Annotated in this window: 24 protein-coding genes, 1 other RNA gene and 1 pseudogene; 8 read left to right on the top strand and 18 right to left on the bottom strand. The window is 70.3% G+C overall.

The features are described from left to right. Positions 1-6 precede the first annotated feature (6 nt). The 3 genes from HDA30_RS02140 (at position 7) to HDA30_RS10805 (ending at position 4,589) form a co-directional block, all read left to right on the top strand. The gene (locus HDA30_RS02140) at positions 7-3,729 is read left to right on the top strand and encodes a multifunctional oxoglutarate decarboxylase/oxoglutarate dehydrogenase thiamine pyrophosphate-binding subunit/dihydrolipoyllysine-residue succinyltransferase subunit (protein WP_184240979.1); all 3,723 of its coding nucleotides are present in this window, start codon (positions 7-9) and stop codon (positions 3,727-3,729) included. A gap of 93 nt (positions 3,730-3,822) precedes the next feature. Beyond that, the gene (locus HDA30_RS02135) at positions 3,823-4,428 is read left to right on the top strand and encodes a GDSL-type esterase/lipase family protein (protein ID WP_184240978.1); all 606 of its coding nucleotides are present in this window, start codon (positions 3,823-3,825) and stop codon (positions 4,426-4,428) included. 86 nt (positions 4,429-4,514) lie between these two features. Then, the gene (locus tag HDA30_RS10805) at positions 4,515-4,589 is read left to right on the top strand and encodes a 50S ribosomal protein bL37 (RefSeq protein ID WP_145493031.1); all 75 of its coding nucleotides are present in this window, start codon (positions 4,515-4,517) and stop codon (positions 4,587-4,589) included. 169 nt (positions 4,590-4,758) lie between these two features. On the opposite strand, the gene rsrA is transcribed toward HDA30_RS10805, so the two are convergent. Together rsrA and HDA30_RS02125 are read right to left on the bottom strand one after the other, a co-directional pair. Then, positions 4,759-5,022: a mycothiol system anti-sigma-R factor gene (gene rsrA / locus HDA30_RS02130; protein WP_158495623.1), complete on the bottom strand. Its 264-nt coding sequence runs from the start codon at positions 5,020-5,022 to the stop codon at positions 4,759-4,761. Continuing rightward, positions 5,019-5,780, bottom strand: a complete 762-nt coding sequence (locus tag HDA30_RS02125; RefSeq protein WP_184242269.1) for a sigma-70 family RNA polymerase sigma factor — start codon at positions 5,778-5,780, stop codon at positions 5,019-5,021. The genes rsrA and HDA30_RS02125 overlap by 4 nt, the downstream gene beginning before the upstream one ends. 334 nt (positions 5,781-6,114) lie before the next feature. Between HDA30_RS02125 and aroA the strand changes: the two genes are divergently transcribed. From aroA to HDA30_RS02100, 5 genes are read left to right on the top strand one after another with little or no spacing between them, the layout of a single operon-like run. Further along, complete coding sequence (gene aroA / locus HDA30_RS02120) at positions 6,115-7,581, top strand: 3-phosphoshikimate 1-carboxyvinyltransferase (RefSeq protein WP_343059266.1); 1,467 nt, start codon at positions 6,115-6,117, stop codon at positions 7,579-7,581. Then, on the top strand, positions 7,581-8,684 hold the full coding sequence (gene rsgA / locus HDA30_RS02115; protein ID WP_184240976.1) for a ribosome small subunit-dependent GTPase A: 1,104 nt from the start codon (positions 7,581-7,583) through the stop codon (positions 8,682-8,684). Before aroA ends, rsgA begins: the two co-directional genes overlap by 1 nt. Positions 8,685-8,726: 42 nt before the next feature. Beyond that, positions 8,727-9,542, top strand: coding sequence for a histidinol-phosphatase (gene hisN / locus HDA30_RS02110; protein ID WP_184240975.1), 816 nt, complete (start codon positions 8,727-8,729; stop codon positions 9,540-9,542). Next, complete coding sequence (locus HDA30_RS02105; protein WP_184240974.1) at positions 9,539-10,102, top strand: CrcB family protein; 564 nt, start codon at positions 9,539-9,541, stop codon at positions 10,100-10,102. Before hisN ends, HDA30_RS02105 begins: the two co-directional genes overlap by 4 nt. Continuing rightward, on the top strand, positions 10,099-10,476 hold the full coding sequence (locus HDA30_RS02100) for a CrcB family protein (protein WP_184240973.1): 378 nt from the start codon (positions 10,099-10,101) through the stop codon (positions 10,474-10,476). The genes HDA30_RS02105 and HDA30_RS02100 overlap by 4 nt, the downstream gene beginning before the upstream one ends. Before the next feature lie 43 nt (positions 10,477-10,519). Here the strand turns inward: HDA30_RS02100 and HDA30_RS02095 are convergent, their stop codons facing one another. From HDA30_RS02095 to HDA30_RS02020, 16 genes and pseudogenes are all read right to left on the bottom strand, one after another. Next, positions 10,520-11,215 (bottom strand): hypothetical protein, encoded by a 696-nt coding sequence (locus HDA30_RS02095; RefSeq protein WP_184240972.1) that lies wholly within the window; start codon positions 11,213-11,215, stop codon positions 10,520-10,522. Positions 11,216-11,354: 139 nt separating this feature from the next. After that, entirely contained in the window at positions 11,355-12,431 is a 1,077-nt protein-coding gene (locus HDA30_RS02090; RefSeq protein WP_184242267.1) for a 2,3-butanediol dehydrogenase, read from the bottom strand. Positions 12,432-12,625: 194 nt separating this feature from the next. Then, positions 12,626-12,996: a transfer-messenger RNA gene (gene ssrA, locus HDA30_RS02085) on the bottom strand. Positions 12,997-13,116: 120 nt separating this feature from the next. Continuing rightward, positions 13,117-13,632 (bottom strand): SsrA-binding protein SmpB, encoded by a 516-nt coding sequence (smpB, locus tag HDA30_RS02080; RefSeq protein ID WP_184240971.1) that lies wholly within the window; start codon positions 13,630-13,632, stop codon positions 13,117-13,119. Positions 13,633-13,753: 121 nt separating this feature from the next. After that, a complete protein-coding gene (locus HDA30_RS02075) occupies positions 13,754-14,419 on the bottom strand; it encodes a 3-oxoacid CoA-transferase subunit B (RefSeq protein ID WP_184240970.1) in 666 nt (221 codons plus the stop codon). Next, complete coding sequence (locus tag HDA30_RS02070) at positions 14,416-15,228, bottom strand: CoA transferase subunit A (RefSeq protein WP_184240969.1); 813 nt, start codon at positions 15,226-15,228, stop codon at positions 14,416-14,418. Before HDA30_RS02070 ends, HDA30_RS02075 begins: the two co-directional genes overlap by 4 nt. Positions 15,229-15,267: 39 nt before the next feature. Further along, on the bottom strand, positions 15,268-16,479 hold the full coding sequence (locus HDA30_RS02065; RefSeq protein WP_184240968.1) for an acetyl-CoA C-acyltransferase: 1,212 nt from the start codon (positions 16,477-16,479) through the stop codon (positions 15,268-15,270). 267 nt (positions 16,480-16,746) lie between these two features. Next, positions 16,747-17,208, bottom strand: a complete 462-nt coding sequence (locus HDA30_RS02060) for an SRPBCC family protein (protein WP_184240967.1) — start codon at positions 17,206-17,208, stop codon at positions 16,747-16,749. A 29-nt stretch (positions 17,209-17,237) separates the two neighbouring features. After that, entirely contained in the window at positions 17,238-18,380 is a 1,143-nt protein-coding gene (prfB, locus tag HDA30_RS02055; RefSeq protein ID WP_158495608.1) for a peptide chain release factor 2, read from the bottom strand. Positions 18,381-18,487: 107 nt separating this feature from the next. Continuing rightward, positions 18,488-19,021, bottom strand: coding sequence for a pilus assembly protein TadG-related protein (locus tag HDA30_RS02050; protein WP_246418677.1), 534 nt, complete (start codon positions 19,019-19,021; stop codon positions 18,488-18,490). 26 nt (positions 19,022-19,047) lie between these two features. After that, a complete protein-coding gene (locus HDA30_RS02045) occupies positions 19,048-19,554 on the bottom strand; it encodes a hypothetical protein (protein ID WP_184240966.1) in 507 nt (168 codons plus the stop codon). Next, a complete protein-coding gene (locus tag HDA30_RS02040) occupies positions 19,538-19,930 on the bottom strand; it encodes a TadE/TadG family type IV pilus assembly protein (protein ID WP_262337678.1) in 393 nt (130 codons plus the stop codon). Before HDA30_RS02040 ends, HDA30_RS02045 begins: the two co-directional genes overlap by 17 nt. Positions 19,931-19,944: 14 nt before the next feature. Further along, complete coding sequence (locus tag HDA30_RS02035; protein WP_158495606.1) at positions 19,945-20,163, bottom strand: hypothetical protein; 219 nt, start codon at positions 20,161-20,163, stop codon at positions 19,945-19,947. Between the two features lie 74 nt (positions 20,164-20,237). After that, positions 20,238-21,176: a type II secretion system F family protein gene (locus HDA30_RS02030; RefSeq protein WP_158495605.1), complete on the bottom strand. Its 939-nt coding sequence runs from the start codon at positions 21,174-21,176 to the stop codon at positions 20,238-20,240. After that, on the bottom strand, positions 21,173-22,036 hold the full coding sequence (locus tag HDA30_RS02025; protein ID WP_158495604.1) for a type II secretion system F family protein: 864 nt from the start codon (positions 22,034-22,036) through the stop codon (positions 21,173-21,175). Before HDA30_RS02025 ends, HDA30_RS02030 begins: the two co-directional genes overlap by 4 nt. Beyond that, positions 22,033-22,668: pseudogene (locus tag HDA30_RS02020) on the bottom strand (TadA family conjugal transfer-associated ATPase); the annotation flags it as partial. The pseudogene HDA30_RS02020 and the gene HDA30_RS02025, both read right to left, overlap by 4 nt. Between the last annotated feature and the right edge of the window lie 7 nt (positions 22,669-22,675).

Below are 22,675 nucleotides of genomic sequence, written 5' to 3'. Positions count from 1 at the left end.
TACACCGTGCCAGAACTCACGACCGACCGACTCGCCGAGGAGTTCCCCGGCAACGAGAACCTCGTCGCCGAGATCTACCGGAAGTACCAGTCGGACCCCGGGTCTGTGGACGGGCAGTGGGCCCAGATCTTCGCGCGTCTCGAGGCCACAGCCCCGCGCTCGTCGGCCCCCGCGGACGCCGCGACTGAGACGAAGAGCTCCGCCCCGGCGGCGTCCGCCTCCGCGAAGCAGAGCTCCTCGGCCAAGCCCGCTGCGCAGAAGAAGAGCTCGGCCGCCGGCAAGGGCGCGGGGAAGGCCGAGAAGAAGACCGGCGCCTCGACGCCGGTCCCCTCCGAGCCGACCGCCTCCGAGCAGGGCGCCGGCACGAAGAAGGAAGAGAAGGCGACCGTCCTGAAGGGCATGGCCAAGGCCGTGGCCGCCAACATGGACGCCTCCCTCTCCGTGCCGACCGCCACCACCGTGCGCGATGTGCCGGCGAAGGTCCTGATCGACAACCGCGTGGTCATCAACAACCATCTGGCCCGCTCACGTGGCGGCAAGGTGTCCTTCACGCACCTGATCGGTTATGCGCTCATCAAGGCGCTCGGCCAGATGCCCTCGATGAACGTGCTCTACGAGGAGCGCGACGGCAAGCCGCACATGGTCGAGCCGCCGCACGTGAACTTCGGCCTGGCGATCGACCTGCCCAAGCCGGACGGCACGCGCGCCCTCGTCGTGCCGAACGTGAAGGCCGCCGAGACCAAGAACTTCCTGGAGTTCTGGGAAGCGTACGACGACCTGGTCAAGCGCGCCCGCGACAACAAGCTCACGATGGACGACTACGCGGGCACGACCGTCTCGCTGACGAACCCGGGCGGCATCGGCACAGTGCACTCGGTGCCGCGTCTGTCCAAGGGTCAGGCCGCGATCGTCGGCGTCGGCGCGCTCACCTACCCGGCCGCGTTCCAGGGCGCCTCGGAGAAGACCCTCAACGATCTGGCAATCTCCAAGACGATCACCCTGACCTCGACCTACGACCACCGTGTCATCCAGGGCGCGGGATCGGGCGAGTTCCTCAAGATCGTCCACGGCTTGCTGCTGGGCGAGCAGGGGTTCTACGACGAGGTCTTCAAGGACCTGCGCATCCCCTACGAGCCGGTGCGCTGGTCGCAGGATCTGCAGGTCAACCCGGACGAGCAGGTCGGCAAGGTCGCTCGCGTCCAGCAGCTGATCCATGCCTACCGCGACCGCGGTCACCGGATGGCGGACACGGACCCGCTCGAGTACACGATGCGTTCGCACCCGGACCTGGACATCCGTGAGCACGGCCTGACCCTGTGGGACCTGGACCGCCCCTGGCCGACCGGCGGCTTCGGCGGCTCGGACGTGCTCTCGCTGCGCAACATCCTGGGCGTGCTGCGCGACGCCTACTGCCGCACCGTCGGCATCGAGTACATGCACATTCAGGACCCGGCCGAACGGCAGTGGATCCAGGAGCAGCTCGAGCGGCCCTACTCCAAGCCGACCCGCGAGGAACAGCTGCGGATCCTGGGCCGGCTCAACGCGGCCGAGGCGTTCGAGACCTTCCTGCAGACCAAGTACATCGGCCAGAAGCGCTTCTCCCTCGAGGGCGGCGAGTCGCTGATCCCGCTGCTGGACGGCGTGCTGTCCGAGGCCGCGGACAACGGCCTGGACGAGGTCGCCATCGGCATGGCCCACCGCGGTCGTCTCAATGTGCTGGCGAACATCGCCGGGAAGACCTACTCGCAGATCTTCCGCGAGTTCGAGGGGGCCACCCCCGGCGGCACCGCGGGCTCGGGCGATGTGAAGTACCACATGGGCACCTCCGGCACCTTCGTCTCGGACGCGGGCAACCGCACCGGCGTGTACCTGGCCGCGAACCCGTCGCATCTGGAAGCGGTGAACCCGGTGCTCGAGGGCATCGTGCGCGCGAAGCAGGACCGCTTGGACCGCGGCTCGCAGAGCGCGGACTCGTTCTCCGTGCTGCCGATCCTCGTGCACGGCGACGCCGCGTTCGCCGGCCAGGGCGTGGTCAACGAGACCCTCAACCTCTCTCAGCTGCAGGGCTACCGCACCGGTGGCACGGTCCACGTGATCGTGAACAACCAGGTCGGCTTCACCACTCCCCCGTCGGCGGCCCGCTCGTCCGTGTACTCGACGGACGTCGCCAAGACGATCCAGGCACCGATCTTCCACGTCAACGGCGACGACCCGGAGTCGGTCGTGCACGTGGCGCGTCTGGCGTTCGAGTACCGTCAGCGGTTCAACAAGGACGTCGTCATCGACCTGGTGTGCTACCGCCGCCGCGGCCACAACGAGGGCGATGATCCGTCGATGACCCAGCCGCGCATGTACAACCTGATCGAGCAGAAGCGCTCGACCCGCAGGCTGTATGTCGAGTCCCTGGTGGGCCGCGGCGACATCACTCACGACGAGGCCGACTCGGCGCTGAAGGACTACCAGCAGCGGCTCGAGCAGGCGTTCACCGAGACCCATGCCTCCCAGACCGGCCAGATCCCGGTCGTCGGCTCCGGCATCGAGCCGGCCGCAGACCGCGACGAGGCCCCGCAGGCCCCCAGCTCGACGGCGGTCTCCCCCGAGACGCTGCGCCGCATCGGTGAAGCGCACCTCGACGTGCCAGAGGGCTTCTCGATTCACCCGAAGCTCACCTCCCTGCTCGAGAAGCGCGCCAAGATGGCCGTCGACGGGGGCATCGACTGGGGCTTCGCGGAGCTCGCGGCGTTCGGTTCGCTGGTCAGCGAGGGCGTTCCGGTGCGCCTGGCCGGCCAGGACTCGCAGCGCGGCACCTTCACGCAGCGCCACTCGGTGTTCCACGACCGAGCGACGGGCGAGACCTGGGCCCCGCTGAAGCACCTGTCCGAGGACCAGGCGAACTTCTGGGTCTACAACTCGCTGCTGTCCGAGTACGCGGCCTTGGGCTTCGAGTACGGCTACTCCGTCGAGCGCTCGGACGCGCTCGTGCTGTGGGAGGCGCAGTTCGGCGACTTCGTCAACGGCGCCCAGACCGTCATCGACGAGTTCATCTCCTCCGCCGAGCAGAAGTGGGCGCAGACCTCCTCGGTCGTGCTGCTGCTGCCGCACGGCTACGAGGGCCAGGGCCCGGACCACTCCTCGGCCCGCATCGAGCGCTTCCTGCAGATGTGCGCCGAGAACAACATGCGCGTGGTGAACCCCTCGACGGGCGCGAACCACTTCCACCTGCTGCGTGAGCAGGCCTACGCACGGCCGCGGCGCCCGCTGGTCGTGTTCACGCCGAAGCAGCTGCTGCGCCTGAAGGCCGCCGCCAACTCGGTCGAGGACTTCACGCAGGGCCGTTTCCAGCCGGTGATCCCGGACGCCTCGGTCGCGGCCTCCGACGTCAAGCGCGTCGTGCTGGTCTCGGGCCGCCTGTACTACGACCTGGTGGCCACCCGCGACAAGTCCGGGGACACCTCGACCGCGATCGTGCGCGTCGAGCAGCTGTACCCGCTGCCGCTCGACGAGATCCGGGAACAGCTGGACCAGTACCCGGACGCGGACGTCGTGTGGGCGCAGGACGAGCCGGCCAACCAGGGCCCCTGGCCCTACATGGCGCTCACCCTGCTGCCCGAGCTGGACCGCGATGTGCGCCTGGCCTCGCGTCCGGCCGGTGCCGCCACCTCGGCGGGCACGAAGGGCCGGCACGACGAGGAGGCCCAGATCCTGCAGAAGGCGATCTTCGACGCCTGATCCGCGCGGTACGCACCCGTGCGCGGCCGGCCCGGCCTCGTGAAGGCCCGGGCCGGCTGCGCAGCCGCACCGCCCCACCGAAAGGACCTGTCAGTGGACACTCGCCAGATCCGGATCGCCGCCGTCGGCGACCACCTGCTGGCCGGCGCCGGGGACCCCCGTGCGATCGGCTGGTGGGGCCGCGTGCTCGCCCGCACGTCGGCGCCGCAGGTGAGCATCGAGAACTACGTGCTCGCCGTGCCGCATGAGACCACCGAAGAGCTCGGCGAGCGGTGGTGGGCCGAGGCCTCCCGCCGCTTCTCGTCCGACGTGGAGAACCGGCTCGTCGTGGCCCTGTCCGACGCCGACCTCGACGTCGATGCCTCCTCGTCGGCTCGTTCCCGGCTGAACCTCGCGAACGTGCTGGACACCGCGTCGCAGCGCTCGATCCCGGTGCTGGTCGTCGGCCCCACCCCGGGCCTGGACGACGAACGCAACGACCGCCTGGCCGAGCTGAACGCCGCCTACGCGGATGTCGCGGCCCGGCGCAATCACCTCTACGTGGACGCGTTCACGCCCCTGCGCTCGCACGAGCAGTGGCGCTCGGACCTGGCCGCCGGCCAGGGGGTGCCCGGCCAGGCCGGACACGGGCTCATCGCCTGGCTCGTTCTGCACCGCGGCTGGTACCAGTGGCTCGGCGTGCCCGAGCCCACCGCCTGATCCGCTCGAGCCGACCCCGGCACGGTCGGTCCGCCTGCAGGATGTGACAGAATGGGGTGTTTCCAACACCAGAAGGAGGTGGCGCGATGAGCAAGCGAGGCCGCAAGCGCCGCGATCGTCGTAAGAAGGGCGCGAACCACGGCAAGCGCCCCAACGCCTGATCACTCAGCGCGTTGCGTCGCCCGCCCCGCCCGCTCGGGCGTCGAGGCGACTCTGCCGCAGACGCGAAGGGCCGACACCCGGAGGGTGTCGGCCCTTCGTCATGTCCGCGGCCCCGGACGTCCCGAAACACCGCGTCGGGCGCGGCGTCCAGGGCCGCACGAGGGGTGCTCAGCTCACATCGGTGATGCGCACCTGCGTCAGGCGCATGCGGATGCTCGCGCGCAGCTGCTCGGGCGCCTTCTCCTGGCAGCACCGGCGCACCCGGGCGCGGATCAGCTCCTCGAGCTCGCGCTGCCGGGCACAGGTCGGGCAGTGCCGCAGGTGCTCGCGCACGGCTTCGAGCTGCTCCGCGCTCAGTGCCCCGTCCAGATACTCGTAGATCCGGCGCAGGTGGTCGTCGCCGAGCGAATCACAACAGTCGGTGCGGTTCATCGCGTCTGCTCCTTCGTCTGCTTCGCCGGGGACCTCGTGGCAGAGGCCTTCTGCTTCGTGTCGCTCTTGCCAGACGCGGGCCCCGTCCCGATCTCGGCGTCGCTCCTGCCGGCGGCCATCGGTCCCATGCCACGCTCGGCGGCGTAGGCGGCCAGCTTCTCACGCAGCTGCTTGCGGCCGCGGTGCAGCCGGGACATCACGGTGCCGATCGGCACGTCGAGGATCTCGGCGATCTCCTTGTAGGCGTAGCCCTCCACATCGGCGAAGTACACCGCGAGGCGAAACTCCTCCGGGATGGACTGCAGGGCCGCCTTGACCTCGGAGTCCGGCAGGTGGTCGAGCGCCTCGTTCTCGGCCGAGCGCAGCCCGGTGGAGGTGTGCTCGGCCGCCCGGGCCATCTGCCAGTCCTCGACGGTGTCCGTGTCCGCTTGCTGCGGCTCGCGTTGCCGCTTGCGGTACAGGTTGATGTACGTGTTCGTCAGGATCCGGTAGAGCCACGCCTTGAGGTTCGTGCCGGGCCGGTACTGATGGAAGGACGAATAGGCCTTGGTGTAGGCCTCCTGGACGAGGTCCTCGGCGTCCTGGGCGTTGCGGGTCATCCGCAGCGCGGCCGAATAGAGCTGGTCGACGAACTCGAGGGCGTCGCGCTCGAACCGGACCCGACGGTCGGCATCGGTCTCGGCGGCCACATCGATGTCGGCGCGGTCGTGTTCGGGAGCGTGGGCGGGTCGCTCAATGTGGGGGCCCGGACTCTGCATGCTCATCATCGGCCAGTCTACGGGCGAGGCGGACGACAGCGTCCGGACGGGCGCGGCGCAGGTCGGCATCCCGGCCTCCTCTCCCTCGTGGTGCACGAGTCGGTGGTGCATGGTCCAGCCGGGCGCGGGTCCCGACCGTCGCGGGCGGTCGCCTCGCGATGCCGGGTACAGCACCGAGTCGCGGCGCGCTATTCCCGTCGCCTGCGCATGACCCGCATCGGCCTGCACACGGTCGAGGCGGCCGAACGGATCGGCCGAGCGGATGCGCCGAGCGGTTCAGCCGGAGGCCTCTGCCGGACGTCTCGGCCGCACGGGCCTGGGTAATGTTGAGCCCGTGCCCGAGAACCATTCCGCCGTCGCCGTGGGCGGCACCCTGCCCGATCCGTGGCCGGCGCCGACCGCCCCGGGCCGCGTCGTCGGCTCGGTGCGAGTACCCGGGTCGAAGTCGCTGACGAACCGGCATCTGGTGCTCGCCGCGCTCACCGACGGGCCCACCGTCCTGCGCGGTGCCCTGCGCAGCCGGGACGCGGACCTGATGCGGGCCGCCCTCGAGACCCTCGGCGCCCGGTTCGCGGAGCTGACCGACGGCGCGCTGCGCGTGCACGGCCTGCCGGTAGGCGCACCGCTGCCTCACGAAGTGCACATCGACTGCGGATTGGCCGGCACCGTCATGCGCTTCGTGCCGTTCGTCGCGGCGCTGCGTCCCGGGGTCGTCCACATCGACGGGGACCCGGAGGCACGGGCGCGGCCGATGGGAGCGACGGTCTCGGCACTGCGCCAGCTCGGGGTCCAGGTCGCCGAGCTCGGCGAGCCCGGGCGGCTCCCCCTCACGCTTGTGGTGCCGCATCGTGATGCCTCGGCCACCGGCCCCGCCGAGGTCGCGATCGACGCCTCGGCCTCCTCCCAGTTCCTCTCCGGGGCGCTGCTGTCCGGGTGGCGACTGCCCGGCGGGCTCACGCTGCGGCACACCGGCGCGCGGGTGCCCAGCCCGGAACACGTCGCCATGACGGTACGGCTGCTCGCCGAGCACGGCATCACCACCACCCAGCCGGACGGGCAGACCTGGCGCCTCTGCTGCACAGCCGCAGCACGTCCGGTCGAATCCGGCAGCACCACCGCGCGGCCGCCCGGCTCCGACGGAGCCGAGCAGCCCGGCGAACGCGTGATCGAGCCGGACCTGTCCAACGCCGGAGTGTTCCTCGCGGCCGCGGCCGTGACTGGGGGCCGGGTGAGTGTGCCGAACTGGCCCTCCGCGACAACGCAGATCGGCGCACGCTGGCCCGCGATCCTCGAAGCGTTCGGAGCGCGCGTCGAGCACACGGTCACCGACGCCACGGGCGTGCTGACGGTCCACGGCCCGGTCGACGCGGCCGGCCGTCCGCGACTGCGCGGGGCCGGAGAGCTGGCGGACACCGCCGAGCTCGCCCCGACCGTCGCCGCCCTCGCCTTGCTGGCCGAGGGCCCGACATCGCTGACCGGGATCGGGCACCTGCGCGGTCACGAGACGGACCGGCTGGCGGCGCTCGCCGCCGAGGCGGCCCGCTTCGGCGTGTCGGTGCGTGAGGGCGCCGACCGGTTGGACTTCCCGGGAACGCGCGTCAGCGGGGCCCCGCGCCCGGCGACCGCACAGACCTACCGCGACCACCGCATGGCCACGTTCGCGGCGATCCTCGGACTGGCCGTCCCTGGCACGCACGTCGTGGACGTCGGCACCACGGCCAAGACGATGCCGGACTTCCCCGCGCGGTGGACCCGCCTGGTGGACCCGACGCCGCCGACGACGAAGGAGCCGCGCCGCTGATGGGCCGCAGAGTGGACCCCCACGTCTGGGACGAGTCGGACGTGCGCACCCGCCCGTCCAAGAAGGGATCGCGCCCGCGCACGAAGGAGCGACCGAAGCACGAGGACGCGCACGTGGGCCGCGTCGTGACCGTGGACCGGGGCCGGTACCGCGTCGTGCTCGACGGGCAGGAGGCGCCGCTGACGGCCATGCGCGCCCGCGAGCTGCGCCGCACCCCGATCGCCACGGGTGACGAGGTGGCCGTCGTCGGTGACATCTCCGGCGCCGAGGGCACGCTCGGGCGGATCGTGCGGGTCGAACAGCGCCACACGGTGCTGCGCCGTTCGGCCGACGACACAGACGCGGTCGAGCGCGTGGTGGTGGCCAACGCGGACACGCTGGTGATCATGGTCGCCGCGGCGAACCCCGAGCCGCGCACCGGCTTCATCGACCGGGCCCTGGTCGCCTGCTATGACGCGGGCATCCACCCACTGCTGCTGATCACGAAGACCGATCTGAAGGACCCGACCGAGCTGGTGCGCCACTACGCGGACCTGGACCTGGAGGTGATCACCTCGGGCGCGGCAGAGTTCGAGCCGGGCTCCGGGGACACGTCCCTCGACGCCGCGCTCGTGGACCGGGTCGCCGCGCGTCTGACCGGGCACACCGCGGCGTTCGTCGGTCCCTCGGGCGTGGGCAAGTCCACGCTGCTGAACGCACTGACCGGGGCGGAGCGGGCGACCGGGCACGTGAACGCCGTGACCGGCCGGGGCCGGCACACCTCGTCCTCGGCCTTGGCGGTGCGGCTGCGCGACGCACACGGAGACCCAGTGCCGGAGACCTGGGTGGTCGACACCCCGGGCATCCGGTCCTTCGGTCTGGGCTGGGTCGAGCCGGACCGCGTGGTGGAGGCGTTCGGTGAGCTGGCCGGCGGCCTGGCCGACTGCGAGCGCGGCTGCCAGCACCTCAGCGACGACGGGGACTGCGGACTGGACCCGTGGGTCGCCGCGGGCCGAGCCGGGGCCGCGGGCGCCGAGCGGCTCTCGTCCCTGCGTCGGCTGCTGGCCAACCGGGTCGATCCGGGCGCCACCCCCGCCTCCGCGGCAGACGACGACACCCCGTGACGGCGCGCCGCGTCGGCGCGGGCTCGGTATAGCGTGGGGCTCATGGACAGCTCCGAGACCCGGTCGAAAGACCACACGGACGACCTGCGGCTCGCGCACATGCTGGCCGACAACGTCGACTCGATCACGATGGCCCGGTTCAAGGCGCTCGACCTGGAGGTCACCCAGAAGCCGGACCTGACGCCGGTCACCGACGCCGACCGCGCAGCCGAGGAGGTCATCCGCTCCTCACTGTCCCGGGCGCGTGCCCGCGACGGGATCCTCGGCGAGGAGTTCGGTGAGACCGCGGGCCGCTCGGGGCGCACGTGGGTGATCGACCCGATCGACGGGACGAAGAACTTCGTGCGGGGCGTGCCGGTGTGGGCGACCCTGATCGCCCTCGTCGACAACGGCGAGCCCGTCGTCGGCGTCGTCTCCGCCCCCGCGCTGAACCGCCGCTGGTGGGCCGCGACCGGGCAGGGCGCCTACACCGGCACTTCGCTGATCCGGGCCTCACGGATCCAGGTGTCGGAGGTCGCTGAGCTGGGCGACGCGTCCCTGTCGTTCTCCTCGCTCGAAGGCTGGCGCGAGCGCGGACAGATCCGCGAATTCCTCGAGCTGACCTCGGACGTGTGGCGGGTGCGCGGCTTCGGGGACTTCTGGTCCTACATGCTGGTCGCCGAGGGTGCCGTGGACATCGCGTGCGAGCCGGAGCTCGAGGTGCACGACATGGCGGCGCTCGTGCCGATCGTGCGCGAGGCCGGCGGCCGGTTCACCTCCCTCGACGGCGAGGAGGGCCCGTTCGGCGGCAACGCCCTGGTGACGAACGGGCGTCTGCACGACCAACTGCTCGCCCGGCTCGGCGGCGCCGGCGCATGAACGCCACACCTTCCGCAGGCGGGCACATCCTCAGACTCCTGCCGTGGGTCGTCCTCGGCGGCGTGGCCGGTTCGATGACCGCCCTGACGATCAGCGCAGTTCTGCTGGGGCACATTGGCCCCTCCGGGGCGTTCGACCCGCAGGCGACCCTGGCTGCGCTGAGCCTGGCAGGGGTCCTGAACACGGCGGGGTCGTTCCTCCTGGGACTGCTCCGAGGCCGTGCCAGTCGGGCCCGGCGGCGGTCCCGCCCCTGGGATCCGCGCCTCCTGCCGGCGGTCGGCACCGGGTTCCTGGGTTCGTTCACCTCGTTCGCTGCGGCGACCGCACCGGCGGGCGAGATGCTGGCCCTGACCGTCGCGAGCCGTGACGATCCGGCCGAATGGTGGGTGCTCTTCGGCGCGGGGGCGGGACTGCTCGCGGTGACAGCAGCGGCCATGGCGCTCGTGGGCACGGTGGCCGCCGGCGTTGGACTGCTGATCGGCCGGGGCCGGTCGTCACACCGCGCCGATGCGGCTGACCGGACGGCTGAGGTCGACGACGTCCATGAGGCGACCGGATGAGTGCCGGCATGTTCGCGCTCGTGGTCACCCTGGCGACGGTCGGGGCCGCAGTCGGCGTCGCCCTGCGGTTCCTGCTCGATCAGCGGCTGGGCACCTGGGGCGTTCTGACCGCCAACACGGCGGCCTCCTTCCTGGCCGGGGTCGTCACCGGCGTCACTGTGTGGACAAGCTCTCCCTCGCCGGTGTGGGCGCCGGCGGTGCTGACCGCGGGGGTGGCATTCGTGCTTGCGCTGGGCACGTTCTCCACCGTCGCCGCTGATGCCGCCGAACACGTGCTGGACGGGCGGGTCGGGAAGGCCCTGCTCCTGTGGCCCCTCCACCTGCTGTGCGGTATGGCGGCGGCGACCCTCGGTGTCCTCCTGGTTGCCGGTTGAGCTCCCTGCGCGGCCGGCGCCCAGCACGGAGGCCCGAGCATCGCTAGCACCTTCCTGGGGCGGGCTCCTCGTCCTCGGCCGGCGTGTTCGGGGCCACCGCACGACGACCGTCCGGAACCACCGGGTAACCGTCTCCATACCCACCCTCATGGCCAGCCCTCTGCCACGCACGATGATGCAGCACCTGGAAGAGATCGCCTAGATCGACAACAAAGGGCAGCAGATTCCGCTGAGTCCTGACCCAGGGCCGGGCCCGCGTCAACCCGCCGCCACCGAACGGCATCCCTGAGTCCCACCGGTTCGCTTCCCGCAGCCCCGACTCCCACAACTGCGGACTCACCCGGAACAACACCTGCACCTTACCCGGGGCAACCTCGCCTGTGTACCCGATCTGCTCGACCTGCAACCAGCTCACCGACCACCACCGCGTCGAGAGCCCCTCCTCCGTCACCGTCAGATGCCGAGGAAACAGACACCCGACCACATACACCGGCAGAAAGAACAGACACACCGGCAACCCGACCCACATCAACGCCTTGTACATCTGCCCCATCGGCGTCGCCTCCCCCTCCGAGAAGAACAACACCCACGCGAAGAACCACGCCCCACCAACGAAGATCGCCAACCCCAGCCACCAGCCGGTCCAGGCCACCTTCACCCGGAACGGCACCGCCGCCACCAGCTCCTCCTCCGAAAGCCGCGCGAACCGCCGCCGCGTCATCGTCTTCACACGTGCCATGCCTGCCCTCCCGTCCTTCGGCTCCCGGGAACGTCCCGTCGACAAACCTCGAGGGTATCGCCCCTCGCACGAAACCCCGCCGACGCACGCAGCATCGACGGGGTCCATGTTCACCGGCCAGGCCCGTGTCAGCTGGGCGTCAGAGGCCCTCGCCCGACGGGGAGACGAGGATCTTCACGGCGGTCTCGTTGCGGTGGATGAGGGTGTCGAACCCCTCGTCGACGAGCCCGTCCAGACCGGTCCTGCCGGTGATGAACGGCTTCAGGTCGATCTTGCCGGACTCGAGCAGCTCGATCGTGGCCGGATGGTTGTTGACGTAGGCGATCGTGCCGCGCAGGTCGATCTCCTTCATCACGAGCTTGTGGATGTCGAAGTCCGAGCGGTGGCCCCAGATGGAGACGACGACGATCACGCCGCGTGGCCTGACCGCGTCCATGAGGGTGTCGAGCACGACCTGCACCGAGGTGCACTCGAACGCGACGTCGGCGCCGCGGCCGTCGGTAAGCTTCTTCACCTCCTCGACCACATCGGTCTCGCGCGGGTCAAACGCGTGGTCCGCGACACCGGACTCGATCGCCTTCTGACGGCGTAGCGCAGACAGCTCGGACATCACGACGGTCACGCCCTGCGCTTTGAGCACGGCCGCGGTGAGCAGGCCGATCGGGCCCGCGCCGCCGATGAGAGCCACGTCTCCGTGCTGCACGTCGGAGCGCTCGACGGCGTGGAAGCCGACGGTGAGCGGCTCGAGCAGAGCGGCCTCGTCCAGGGGCACGTCCTTGGAGATCTTGTGGGCCCAGCGGCGGTCGACGGCGATCTTCTCGGCAAGGCCGCCGCCGTGGCCGCCGAGGCCGATGAAGTTCATGTCCTGCGAGAGGTGGTATGTCTTCGAGTTCGGGCCGGTGTTCACGTCCGGGCGGATGATGTACGGCTCGATCACGACGTGGTCCCCCACCTCGAGGTCCGTGACTCCCTCACCGAGCGCGGCGACGACGCCGGAGAACTCGTGCCCCATGACGACCGGCGGCTCCTCGCCGGAGATCGGATGCGGGTGCCCGCACTGCGGGATGAAGATCGGGCCCTCGAGGTACTCGTGTAGGTCGGTGCCGCAGATGCCGCACCAGGCCACGTCGATCAGCACCTGGCCGTTGCCCGGTGTCGGCACCGGTACCTCGTCGACGCGGATGTCCTTCTGGGCATGGAAACGAGCGGCGCGCATGGTGCTCATGTGAGGATCCTCCTGCTGTGCGTTCCTTGTGTGGGGGCACCTTCAGTCTCCTCCCCCTGCGCGGGGAAAGCACGGACCCGGGCGCTGCCGGAACGCGTGAGTCACGCACGAGGAAGCCAACACAGCACAGGACCCCGGCCCCTCGTGAGAGGGACCGGGGTCCTGTGCCTCGCGGTCGACGAGGTCGGTGGAGCCGGCGGGAATTGAACCCGCGTCCGATGCAGTGTTGTCAGGGCTTCTCCGGGCGCAGTCTGCTGCGGGTGTTGCTCGGCCCTGTCCGTCCCGCAGACGGGCGGACAACCCGGGCCCAGCCGGATTGATGTCGGCGCCACGACCCCCGGCAGGGGTGACGCCCAGTGGCTATCTAGCTGACGCCAGGATCCGGGGCGATAGCGACCCCGGGCTGACGGACTCGATCACTGATCAGGCAGCGAGAGCGAAGTCAGTGCGCTTAGATTCGGCACTTATTGGTGTGCAGAGAGCGTTTTCGAGATGACTCTGCATCCTCGGCCCGCTTCCCCTGTCGCGACGTGCATCGTCGAAACCGATCGGCCCCGTGTGTCGGGGTCGACTCCCTCTATGAGGTTGTCAATCACCACTGTTCGCCCGTGAGGGGCGGTGCGTCGCAGAACCTGACCCTGCGAGGCGAGTACCCAACTTTACCACGGAGAAGTACTCAGGCCACCCCTGCTCGCCGATTGCGTGCACGCAGGGCACGCTGCGCCTCGCGGTTGTCCTGCTTCTCGCGCAGCTTCTGGCGCTTGTCGTAGTCCTTGTTGCCGCGGGCGACGCCGATCTCGACTTTGACGCGACCGTCCTTGAAATACAGGCTCAGCGGGACGATCGTCAGGCCCGGGTCCTGGATCTGCCGGCTGATCCTGGTCAGCTCCTGACGATGCAGCAGCAGCTTGCGGCGGCGGCGCGCCGCGTGATTGGTCCAGGAGCCGTTGAGGTACTCGGGGATGTACACCTGCTCGAGCCACAGCTCGTCCCGGTAGAACACCGCGAAGCCGTCGACGAGCGAGGCCTTGCCCTCGCGCAGGGACTTCACCTCGGTGCCCTGCAGGACCATGCCGGCCTCGTAGGTGTCGAGGATCGTGTAGTCGTGGCGGGCCTTGCGGTTGGTGGCGATGACGACGCGCTCGCCCGGGGCCGGCTGCTTGGGGGCCTTGCCCTTCGCGTTCTTGCCCATCGTGGGCGCTCCTCTCGCTCGTCGTGCCCGGTCGTCGTCGCACCTGCTCGGACGCCGAACGGCCGCGCCCGAGAAGGCGCGACCGTCCATGCTACCGCTTCCGCCCCGCGGCGGCCCGGGCTCACTCCAACGGGGCCCCGGTGAGGGCGCGGACCTGCGCCTGCGTGATGCCGGGCGCCGTCTCCACCAGCCGCAGTCGCGGCCGCTCGGGGGTGCCGACGACGTCGATCACGGCCAGGTCCGTGATGATCCGGTCCACCACGGACCGGCCGGTCAGCGGCAGAGTACAGGACTCGACGATCTTCGCGGTGCCGTCCTTGGCGACGTGGTCCATCATCACGATGACCCGACCCGCGCCGTGCACCAGGTCCATGGCCCCGCCCATGCCCTTGACCATCTTGCCGGGCACCATCCAGTTGGCCAGGTCCCCGGCGGCGGAGACCTCCATGCCGCCGAGCACGGCGACGTCGATCTTGCCGCCGCGGATCATCCCGAAGCTCAGCGCGGAGTCGAAGAAGCAGGCGCCGGGGTTGACCGTGACGGTCTCCTTTCCGGCGTTGATCAAATCCGGGTCCACGTCTTCCTCGGTCGGGTACGGGCCGGTGCCGAGGATCCCGTTCTCGGACTGCAGCACCACGGACCGCCCGGCCGGGATGTGGTTCGGGATCAGGGTGGGCATGCCGATGCCCAGGTTCACGTACGCCCCGTCCGGCAGTTCGATGGCCGCCCGAGCGGCCATCTGGTCCCGGCTCAGTCCCTGCGGACGTTCGGTCGTCTGCTCGCTCATGCCTGCTCCTCCCCCGCCGCACGGACGGTGCGCTTCTCGATCCGCTTCTCGATGTCCGTGCCGACCTCAACGACACGGTGCACAAAGACCCCGGGCAGGTGGACGTCGTCCGGATCGATCTCGCCGGGCTCCACCAGCTGCTCGACCTGAGCGATGCAGACCCGCCCGGCCATCGCGGCCGGCGGGGCAAACTGACGGGTGGCCTTGCGGAACACCAGGTTGCCGTGCCGGTCGCCCTTCCAGGCGTGCACGAGCGAGAAGTCCGTGACGATCGAGGACTCCAGGACGTACGTCTCCGGCGTCTGGTCCTCCGTCCCGGTCCGGTAGCCGGCGCCGAGCACGAACGGAGCCGTGGGCTTGGGCGCAGAGGCCTTCACGACGTTGCCCTCGGCGTCGTAGCGCATGGGCAGCCCGCCCTCGGCGACCTGGGTGCCGACTCCAGAGCGGGTGTAGAAGGCGGGGATGCCGGCACCGCCGGCGCGCAGCTTCTCGGCGAGGGTGCCCTGCGGGACCAACTCGACCTCGAGCTCACCTTCGAGGTACTGGCGGGCGAACTCCTTGTTCTCGCCCACATAGGAGCTGGTCATCTTCGCCAGGCGCTGGGCGGTCAGCAGAATGCCCAGCCCCCAGTCGTCGACGCCGCAGTTGTTGGAGACGATGGAGAGTTCGTCGGCACCCTGGGCGTGGAGGGCCTCGATCAGCTGGATCGGGTTGCCGGAGAGGCCGAAGCCGCCGACGGCGAGGGAGGCTCCCGAGTGGATGTCCGCGACCGCCTCGGCGGCCGTGGCGACGGTTTTGTCCAGGCTCATGCTGGTCCTTTCGTCACGGGTGGGGTCGGTGTGTACGGCTCAGCGGAACAGGACCAGGGCCTCGCCCTGACCACCGCCGCCGCACAGGGCGACGGCGCTGCGCCCGGAGCCGCGGCGGCCCAGTTCGAGCGCGGCGTGCAGGGCCAGGCGGGCGCCCGAGGCGCCGATCGGGTGCCCCAGGGCGATCGCGCCGCCGTGGATGTTGCACCGCTGCGCCGGGTAGTCCAGGTCCGTGAGGGACTGCAGGCCCACGGCCGCGAACGCCTCGTTGATCTCAAGGAAGTCCAGGTCCGTCGCGTCCCAGCCCTGGCGAGCCAGGGCCGCGGAGATCGCGTCGGAGGGCTGCGAGTGCAGCTGTGAGTCCTTCGGACCGGCGGTCTGTCCGGCCGCGCCGATCGTCGCGACGATCTCCAGGCCCTGCTCCTCGGCGTAGGCGCGGGAGGTCACCACGACGGCGGCAGCACCGTCGGAGAGCGGCGAGGCGTTGCCGGCGGTGATCGTGCCGTCCTTCGCGAACGCCGGGCGCAGCGCCGCGAGGGACTCCGCGGTGGTGTCCTCGCGGACGCCCTCGTCGTCGGCGACGGTGATCGGCTCTGCCTTGCGCTGCGGAATCTCGATCGGGGCGATCTCCCCCTCGAAGATCCCCGCGGATCGGGCCGCGGCGGCGCGCTGATGCGAGGCCGCGGCGAACTCGTCCTGGGCGGCCCGGTCGAGGCTGCGCTCGGCGTTGCCGGACTCGGTCAGCTCGCCCATGGCTTCCTTGGTCAGGGCATCGGTGAGGCCGTCGTAGGCGACCGAGTCGAGCACCGTGGTCGGGCCGTACTTGTAGCCCTTGCGCGCGCCGACCAGCAGGTGCGGGGCGTTGGTCATGGACTCCTGTCCGCCGGCGACGACGACCTGGGCGTCGCCGAGCCGGACGAGGCGGGCGGCGTCGATGACCGCGGTGAGACCGGAGAGGCAGACCTTGTTGATCGTCATGGCCGGCACGGTCCAGGGCAGGCCGGCGGCGAGCGCGGACTGACGGGCGGGGTTCTGCCCCTGTCCGGCCTGGACGACCTGGCCCATGATCACGGTGTCCACCTGCTCGGCGGCGACGTCTGCGCGCTGCAGGGCGTGGCGGATGGCGTGGGCCCCGAGGTCGACGGCCGAGAGGGAGGCCTGCTGCCCCAGTAGGCGTGTGAAGGGGGTGCGGGCGCCGCCGACGATGACGGCGTCGGTCGGCTGCGGCGAGGGGAGGGTCTGCTCGGTCACGGTGGTCTCCACTTCCGCGCGGGGCGGGAGTCTGCCCTCGCGCTGGTCAGACGGGCGGTCGTGAGCTCGGAGGAACTCAGTTAACGACGATGAACCAGGTCACTGCGGCCCAGTGTATGACCTGGATCACGCTTCGGCCACCGTGGGACGGGACGAACCGGACAGACGACGGGCGCCGCCCGCAGCGGAGGCTGCGGACGACGCCCGTCGGTGGTGATCTGCGGGGTCAGGGTCGGCGCGCGGGTGGACTCGGAACGGCGTCCTTGATCAGCGTGTTGCGGCGGCTGCGAGCGCGGCCAGACGTCTGATCGAGCCGGCCAGACGTTCGGGCTTCAGGGCGTGGGCACGCGCCAGGCGCTTCCGGTCTGCCCGGTCCAGGCCCGAGGCGTCATAGGTCAGGCGGACGCGCGTGGCGTCGCCGTCGGGGGCCAGCTCCCAGGTCCACAGCTGCCCACTGGGGCGCTCACCCATGCGGCCGGGCTCCCACGCGATCACCCGGCCCGGTTCCAGGCGACGCACGATGCATTCGACGCGCACGCCGTTGGCATTGTCCATGCAGAAGGTCTGTCCCACCGCGGTGATCGGGGCGGGGGCGACGGGCGCGGCGACGTTGGCTCCGTCGTCGATCCGTGGGTGTGTGGCCGGGTCCGCGAGCAGCGCGAAGACGGTGGCCGCGGGCGCGGGGACCACGTCCTCGGCCGTCACGACGGGACCGCGCCGGTCAGGCACGTCGGTGCCAGTCTGCGGACCCGGCACGCTCAGTCCGCGGCGTTCTCGGCGGCCTCGTCGCGCTTCTCCTTGGCGACCGAGGCGCGCCAGCGGATGCCCGCGTCGATGAACTCGTCGATCGCACCGTCGAACACGGCGGAGGGGTTGCCCTCCTCGTGGTTGGTGCGCAGGTCCTTGACCATCTGGTAGGGGTTCAGCACGTAGGAGCGCATCTGGTCGCCCCAGGACGCCTTGACGTCGCCGGCCATCTCCTTCTTCTTCGCGTCGGCCTCGGCCTTGCGCTGCAGCAGCAGGCGGGACTGGAGCACGCGGAGGGCGGCGGCGCGGTTCTGGATCTGCGACTTCTCGTTCTGCATCGAGACGACAATGCCGGTCGGGATGTGCGTCATGCGCACGGCGGAGTCCGTGGTGTTCACGGACTGCCCGCCGGGTCCGGAGGAGCGGAAGACGTCGATCTTCAGCTCGTTCTCGGGGATCTCGATCGAGTCGTCGGCCTCGATGAGCGGGACGACCTCGACGGCGGCGAAGGAGGTCTGGCGGCGGCCCTGGTTGTCGAAGGGGCTGATGCGCACCAGGCGGTGCGTGCCGGCCTCGACGGAGAGGGTGCCGAAGGCGAACGGGGCGTTGACCTCGAAGGTGGCGGACTTGAGGCCGGCCTCCTCCGCGTAGGAGGTGTCCATGACCTTGGTGGACCAGCCGCGCTGCTCGGCCCAGCGCAGGTACATGCGCATGAGGGTCTCGGCGAAGTCCGCGGCGTCGACGCCGCCGGCGCCGGCGCGGATGGTGACGACGGCCTCGCGCGGGTCGTATTCGCCGGAGAGCAGGGTGACGACCTCGAGGTCCTTGAGGGCCTTCTCGATCGCCTTGCGCTCGGTTTCGGCCTCCTCGAGCAGGGAGGGTTCGTCCTCTTCGACGGCGAGCTCGACGGTGGTCTCGAGGTCGTCGATGCGGTCGGCGAGCTTCTTCATGCGGTTCAGCTCGGACTGCCGGTGGGAGAGCTTGGAGGTGACCTTCTGCGCGGCCTCGGGGTCGTCCCAGAGGTCGGGGGCGGAGGCCTGCTGCTCCAGCTTCGCGATGTCGGCCTTGATCTTGTCGAGGTCGGACACCTGCTCGATCGAGTTCAGGGTGTGTCGCAGAGACTCGATCTCTGCGGAGAAGTCTGTGTCAGCCATGGTGGGGCGAGTCTACCGCGCGGGGTGCCCGGCGGGCCTGGCAGGGGTGAAGCGGGGTCGGATAGGGCCCCGGTCATGGGCTGGCGCTCGCTCCCCACCCCGGAGGCTCACCGGCGCACCGTCGGGCGGGCGTCGCCGGTCGCGGAGATCGGGACGCTCAGCGGCACAGTGTCGGCGAAGGCTCCGCCGGGCGGCATCAGGGAGACCTCTGCACGCAGGTGCACCTCGACGGTGCTCGCACCGTCATCGAGGACCCGAGCCTCGACGCCGCCGAGGCCGGGCAGGAAGCCGATCGCGTCGACGTCCGTGAGGTAGGTGGCGACGGCGTGGTCCACATCTGCCGGGTCGACGTCGAGGCTCTCCTCGTCGACCGCGCCGATCGCCTCGGCTGCCCCGGTCCGGGCGGCTCCGTCAGCGAGCGCCTGCAGCCGACGCGCCTGTGTGGTCACGGTGGTGACGGCGAGCATGACGACCAACAGGGCCACCACGATGGCGGTCAGGCCGATCGTGAGCACGGTCGTCTGCCCCTGTTCGTCGTTGAGCCGGAGCGTGCGGCGCCCGAGCATCGCGAGGCGATGACGAGGCAGGTGGCCGTGTGCGCGAACGGGCTGTCGTGAGGGGGTGAGCAGGTGACGATGCATTCGAGGTTCTCTCCTGCGCGCTCTGGTCAGTGACGCGGCACGCGCTGCTGGGCCTCCGCGGAGATGGTCACCGGTGAGGCGTCGGTGCCGGTCAGGGTGTGAATGAGTGGGAGCGGCACCGACACCTCGACTCGGGAACGGACGATCTCTTCGGGTTCGAGACTGCCGCAGCCTCCGTCGCTGCAGGCCAGGTCCACGGTGACCGCGTGGGCGTCGAACCCGTAGTCGCCGAGTGTCAGGCGCGCCCCGGCCACGGCGCTACGGGCCCCGCGAGCCGCATCGATCGCCGCGGTGGCCTGCGCCGCCTGCTCCGCGGCCGCCACGGCCCCGAGGGCAGCGGCCTGGACCTGGGAGACGAACACCATCAGGTAGATCAGCGGGATCATCAGAACCAGGGCGAGGCCGAGGAACTCCACGGTCGCGGACCCGGATTCAGCGTCATGGGTGTACGAACTGTCAGCGGTGTCGCCGGTCCCGCGGATCCATCCTGGTCGGCGAGCGCCCTGTCCGTCTCGATCACTGCTGGAAGGCATGACCATGCACCTCCAGATCGACGGGCCCGGGCAGGAACCCGAGCGCGGGCAGCTGCGTTCGGACCGTCACCACGACGACTGGGCCATCGGGGCGGTCCTGCACCGTCCCGGACACCGTGGCACCGGACTGACCCGGGACGGTGGCGGCGATGACCTCTGCGGTGCGTTCGGCACCGTCTGCCGGGGTGCGGTCGGCGAGGGCGCCGAAACGCGCCCCCGCACTCGCCGCGTCGATGAGCACGTTGCGCGTGTGGACGATGAGCCCGCCCTGCAGCACGGTGAAGAACAACAGGGCCAACAGGGCGTAGACCATCGAGGACTCGGCCACGGCCGAACCGGCGTCGTTCCGCCAGGCTGCCCCCACACGCGCACGCACCCGTTGCACCATGCTCAGCCGGCCGTACGGACCTTGCTGATGGCCTCGTTGAACAATGCGCTCAACGCCGGGCTGGCCACGGCAAGCAGGGCCGCCACGAGGACCGCGGACATCAGCGTGATCATGACCCAGCCGGGCACGTCGCCACGGTCGTCTCGGGTGTCCTCCCGGAGGGCGGTCACGGCGGTGATCAGGACGGAGTACAGGACGGCGGTCTGGTGCTTGACGTTCATGAGTGTTCCCCTCTGTGACTGGTCTCGAGTGATGATCTGGTGGTGGATGACGATGGACGAGTCTTGTGCACTGCTCAGAACCCCATGTCCATCAGGGCGATGCCGGGGAAGACCGCGAAGACCACGGTCAGCGGCAGGATGCCGAACACGAGGGGCACGAGCATGTGCACCTCTTTGCGTCCGGCGGCTTCCATGAGCTCCCGTTTCGACAGCTCACGGACGTCTTGGGCCTGGGCGCGCACGACGTCCGCGAGCGGGGTCCCCCGCTCGAGCGCGACGACGACGCCGTCGATGAATCTCTCGACGGCGGGCACCTGCAGACGGCGGCCGCACGCGTGCAGGGCGTGGGCCAGAGAAGATCCGGCGCGGATGTCGGCCAGTGTTCTGGCGAACTCGCGGGAGAGTTCGCCTCGGGTCGTGGTGGCGATCCTCTCGAGCGCTCCCGGGGTCGATTCCCCCGCGCTCACCGAGAGCGCGAAGAGCTCCGCGATGGACGGGAACTCGCCCAGCACACGCTGGCGGCGTCGGCCCACCGCGGTGGAAAGCATCGAGTCACGCGCCAACACGCCGCACACCGTGAGCATGGCCACGAGCGCAACGGCCAGGACGGGGTGCGCCTGGGCACGAGAAACCAGGACGACGGCAAGCACCACTCCGAGCGAGGCTCCGAGCACCGCGCAGATGACCTGCTGCGCCCGGTAGTCAGACACACTGGCGTCCGAGCCGGCGGCTTCCAGACGGCGGCGCAGGGCTTCGTGTCCGGGCTGGAACCTCTGCAGCGACTCGGTGCCGAGACTGACCACCGGCCCGAGGATGCGGATCAGTGAGGTCCATGGACCGGCCGTCATCTCTTCGCGCAGCAGCGACGACGGCGGTCGGTGCGTCCTCATCTGTGGTGCGATGCGCTGTTCCAATGTCGGCCGCCAGCCCAACGGCGCCGCGTGCACGATCAGGGCCAGGCCCGCGCCGAGCAGGCAGCCGACCAGCGCGCCGAGGACGAGTGCGGCGTTCATGCGATCACCCGCTCGTCCGCGGGCAGAGCGCCGATGCGGAGCATGATCTGATAGCAGATCACGGAGACTGCCAGGCCGGTCATCAACAGACCGGCTCCGGCCGCGCTCCGATACGCCTCGACCGCCATGGGCTGGGTGCCGAGCAGCAACAGCACGATCCACGGGGCGGCGACGGCCAGACGTGCGGCATTGACCGTCCAGGACTGTCGCGCCTCGAGCTCGGAGCGCACCCGCGCGTCCTGCCGCAGGAACTCGGACAGCGTCTGCAGCAGCTGACCGATATCGGCGCCACCGACCTCACGGGTCATGCGCAGAGCGCTGACGAGGCGGTCAGCCACCGGGTCGGACAAGCGCAGCTTGAGGGCCTCCAATGCGTCGAGGAATCGGGCGCCGGCTCGATAGTCCCTGCCGAATTCCCGGAACGGTTCCCGCAGACCTTCGGGGCCGGACTCCCCGAGCTGGATGAGCGCTTCGGGCAATGTGAGTCCGGCGCGGATCGCTGAGCGCACGTGATCGACGGCATCGGGCCACAGCTCGCGCAGCACATGTTGCCGGCGCTTCGCCTGCCAGGAGAGCACGGCCCAGGGCAGCGACGCGCCGAACACAGCGAAACAGCCGGCAATCGGCAGGGCTGCCGTCATGAGAAACACCAGAGCGGCCGAGCAGAGCCCACACAGCGCCATGGCAGCGAGCACCCCGAGCGGACTCACTCGTCGTACACCGGAGGCGGCGATCAAACGCTGGAGGCGACCGGCACGACGCCCGACAGAGGCCGCTGCGTTCGTGTCGTGCCGCTCCCAGAACGACCACCACACCAAGAAGAGCCCGGCCCCCAGGCACAGTCCAAGGAGCAGACTCATCGCTCCGCCCCCAACAGCTGGTGGACGTCGACGCCCGCACGGGCGAGAGCGGGGAACTCCAGGCTGCTCGCAGCGTTCACCACAAGCTCCCCGTCCGGACTCATCCGGAAGACGCTCGAGGTCTCGATCACGGACTCTTCCACTCGTGACCCGACCGCGAGGATCTCCTGCACCCGACGACGGCCCTGACGGTCCTTCACGCAGTGGACGACCAGATCGACGCAGGCCGCGACCGTCGGAACGACGAAATTCCGCGAGATGTTCTCCCCGGCGAGCAACGGCAGCGTGCATAGTTTCGCCAACGCATCCGCCGCCGAGTTGGCGTGGATCGTGCACATTCCTGACAGACCCGAGTTCAGGGCAACCAGCATGTCGAGCGCCTCGGCCTCACGCACCTCCCCGATGACCAACCGGTCAGGGCGCATGCGCAACGCCTCCTTGACGAGCCTGCGCAGCGGGATCTCGCCATGCCCCTCCAGGTTCGGCTGACGACACTGCAACCCCACCACATCGCGGACCGGCAGACGCAGCTCGAAGATCTCCTCGACCGTGACGACCCGCTCACGCGCACCGATGGATGCGGCCAAGCAGTTGAGCATGGTCGTCTTGCCCGCCTGGGTGGCACCCGCTAAAGAACCC

Source organism: Micrococcus cohnii, from assembly GCF_014205175.1.
Taxonomy (GTDB): domain Bacteria; phylum Actinomycetota; class Actinomycetes; order Actinomycetales; family Micrococcaceae; genus Micrococcus; species Micrococcus cohnii.
Note: the sequence above shows the minus strand (reverse complement) of the source record. Positions and strands in the feature narration are given on the sequence as shown.

Excerpts from the sequence above, each read along its gene's own strand:
- rsrA (WP_158495623.1), bottom strand. The coding sequence starts at position 5,022 with ATGAACCGCACCGACTGTTGTGATTCGCTCGGCGACGACCACCTGCGC.
- HDA30_RS02125 (WP_184242269.1), bottom strand. The coding sequence starts at position 5,780 with ATGCAGAGTCCGGGCCCCCACATTGAGCGACCCGCCCACGCTCCCGAA.
- rsgA (WP_184240976.1), top strand. The coding sequence starts at position 7,581 with ATGGGCCGCAGAGTGGACCCCCACGTCTGGGACGAGTCGGACGTGCGC.
- hisN (WP_184240975.1), top strand. The coding sequence starts at position 8,727 with ATGGACAGCTCCGAGACCCGGTCGAAAGACCACACGGACGACCTGCGG.
- HDA30_RS02105 (WP_184240974.1), top strand. The coding sequence starts at position 9,539 with ATGAACGCCACACCTTCCGCAGGCGGGCACATCCTCAGACTCCTGCCG.
- HDA30_RS02100 (WP_184240973.1), top strand. The coding sequence starts at position 10,099 with ATGAGTGCCGGCATGTTCGCGCTCGTGGTCACCCTGGCGACGGTCGGG.
- HDA30_RS02095 (WP_184240972.1), bottom strand. The coding sequence starts at position 11,215 with ATGGCACGTGTGAAGACGATGACGCGGCGGCGGTTCGCGCGGCTTTCG.
- HDA30_RS02090 (WP_184242267.1), bottom strand. The coding sequence starts at position 12,431 with ATGCGCGCCGCTCGTTTCCATGCCCAGAAGGACATCCGCGTCGACGAG.
- smpB (WP_184240971.1), bottom strand. The coding sequence starts at position 13,632 with ATGGGCAAGAACGCGAAGGGCAAGGCCCCCAAGCAGCCGGCCCCGGGC.
- HDA30_RS02075 (WP_184240970.1), bottom strand. The coding sequence starts at position 14,419 with ATGAGCGAGCAGACGACCGAACGTCCGCAGGGACTGAGCCGGGACCAG.
- HDA30_RS02070 (WP_184240969.1), bottom strand. The coding sequence starts at position 15,228 with ATGAGCCTGGACAAAACCGTCGCCACGGCCGCCGAGGCGGTCGCGGAC.
- prfB (WP_158495608.1), bottom strand. The coding sequence starts at position 18,380 with ATGGCTGACACAGACTTCTCCGCAGAGATCGAGTCTCTGCGACACACC.
- HDA30_RS02050 (WP_246418677.1), bottom strand. The coding sequence starts at position 19,021 with ATGCATCGTCACCTGCTCACCCCCTCACGACAGCCCGTTCGCGCACAC.
- HDA30_RS02045 (WP_184240966.1), bottom strand. The coding sequence starts at position 19,554 with ATGCCTTCCAGCAGTGATCGAGACGGACAGGGCGCTCGCCGACCAGGA.
- HDA30_RS02035 (WP_158495606.1), bottom strand. The coding sequence starts at position 20,163 with ATGAACGTCAAGCACCAGACCGCCGTCCTGTACTCCGTCCTGATCACC.
- HDA30_RS02030 (WP_158495605.1), bottom strand. The coding sequence starts at position 21,176 with ATGAACGCCGCACTCGTCCTCGGCGCGCTGGTCGGCTGCCTGCTCGGC.
- HDA30_RS02025 (WP_158495604.1), bottom strand. The coding sequence starts at position 22,036 with ATGAGTCTGCTCCTTGGACTGTGCCTGGGGGCCGGGCTCTTCTTGGTG.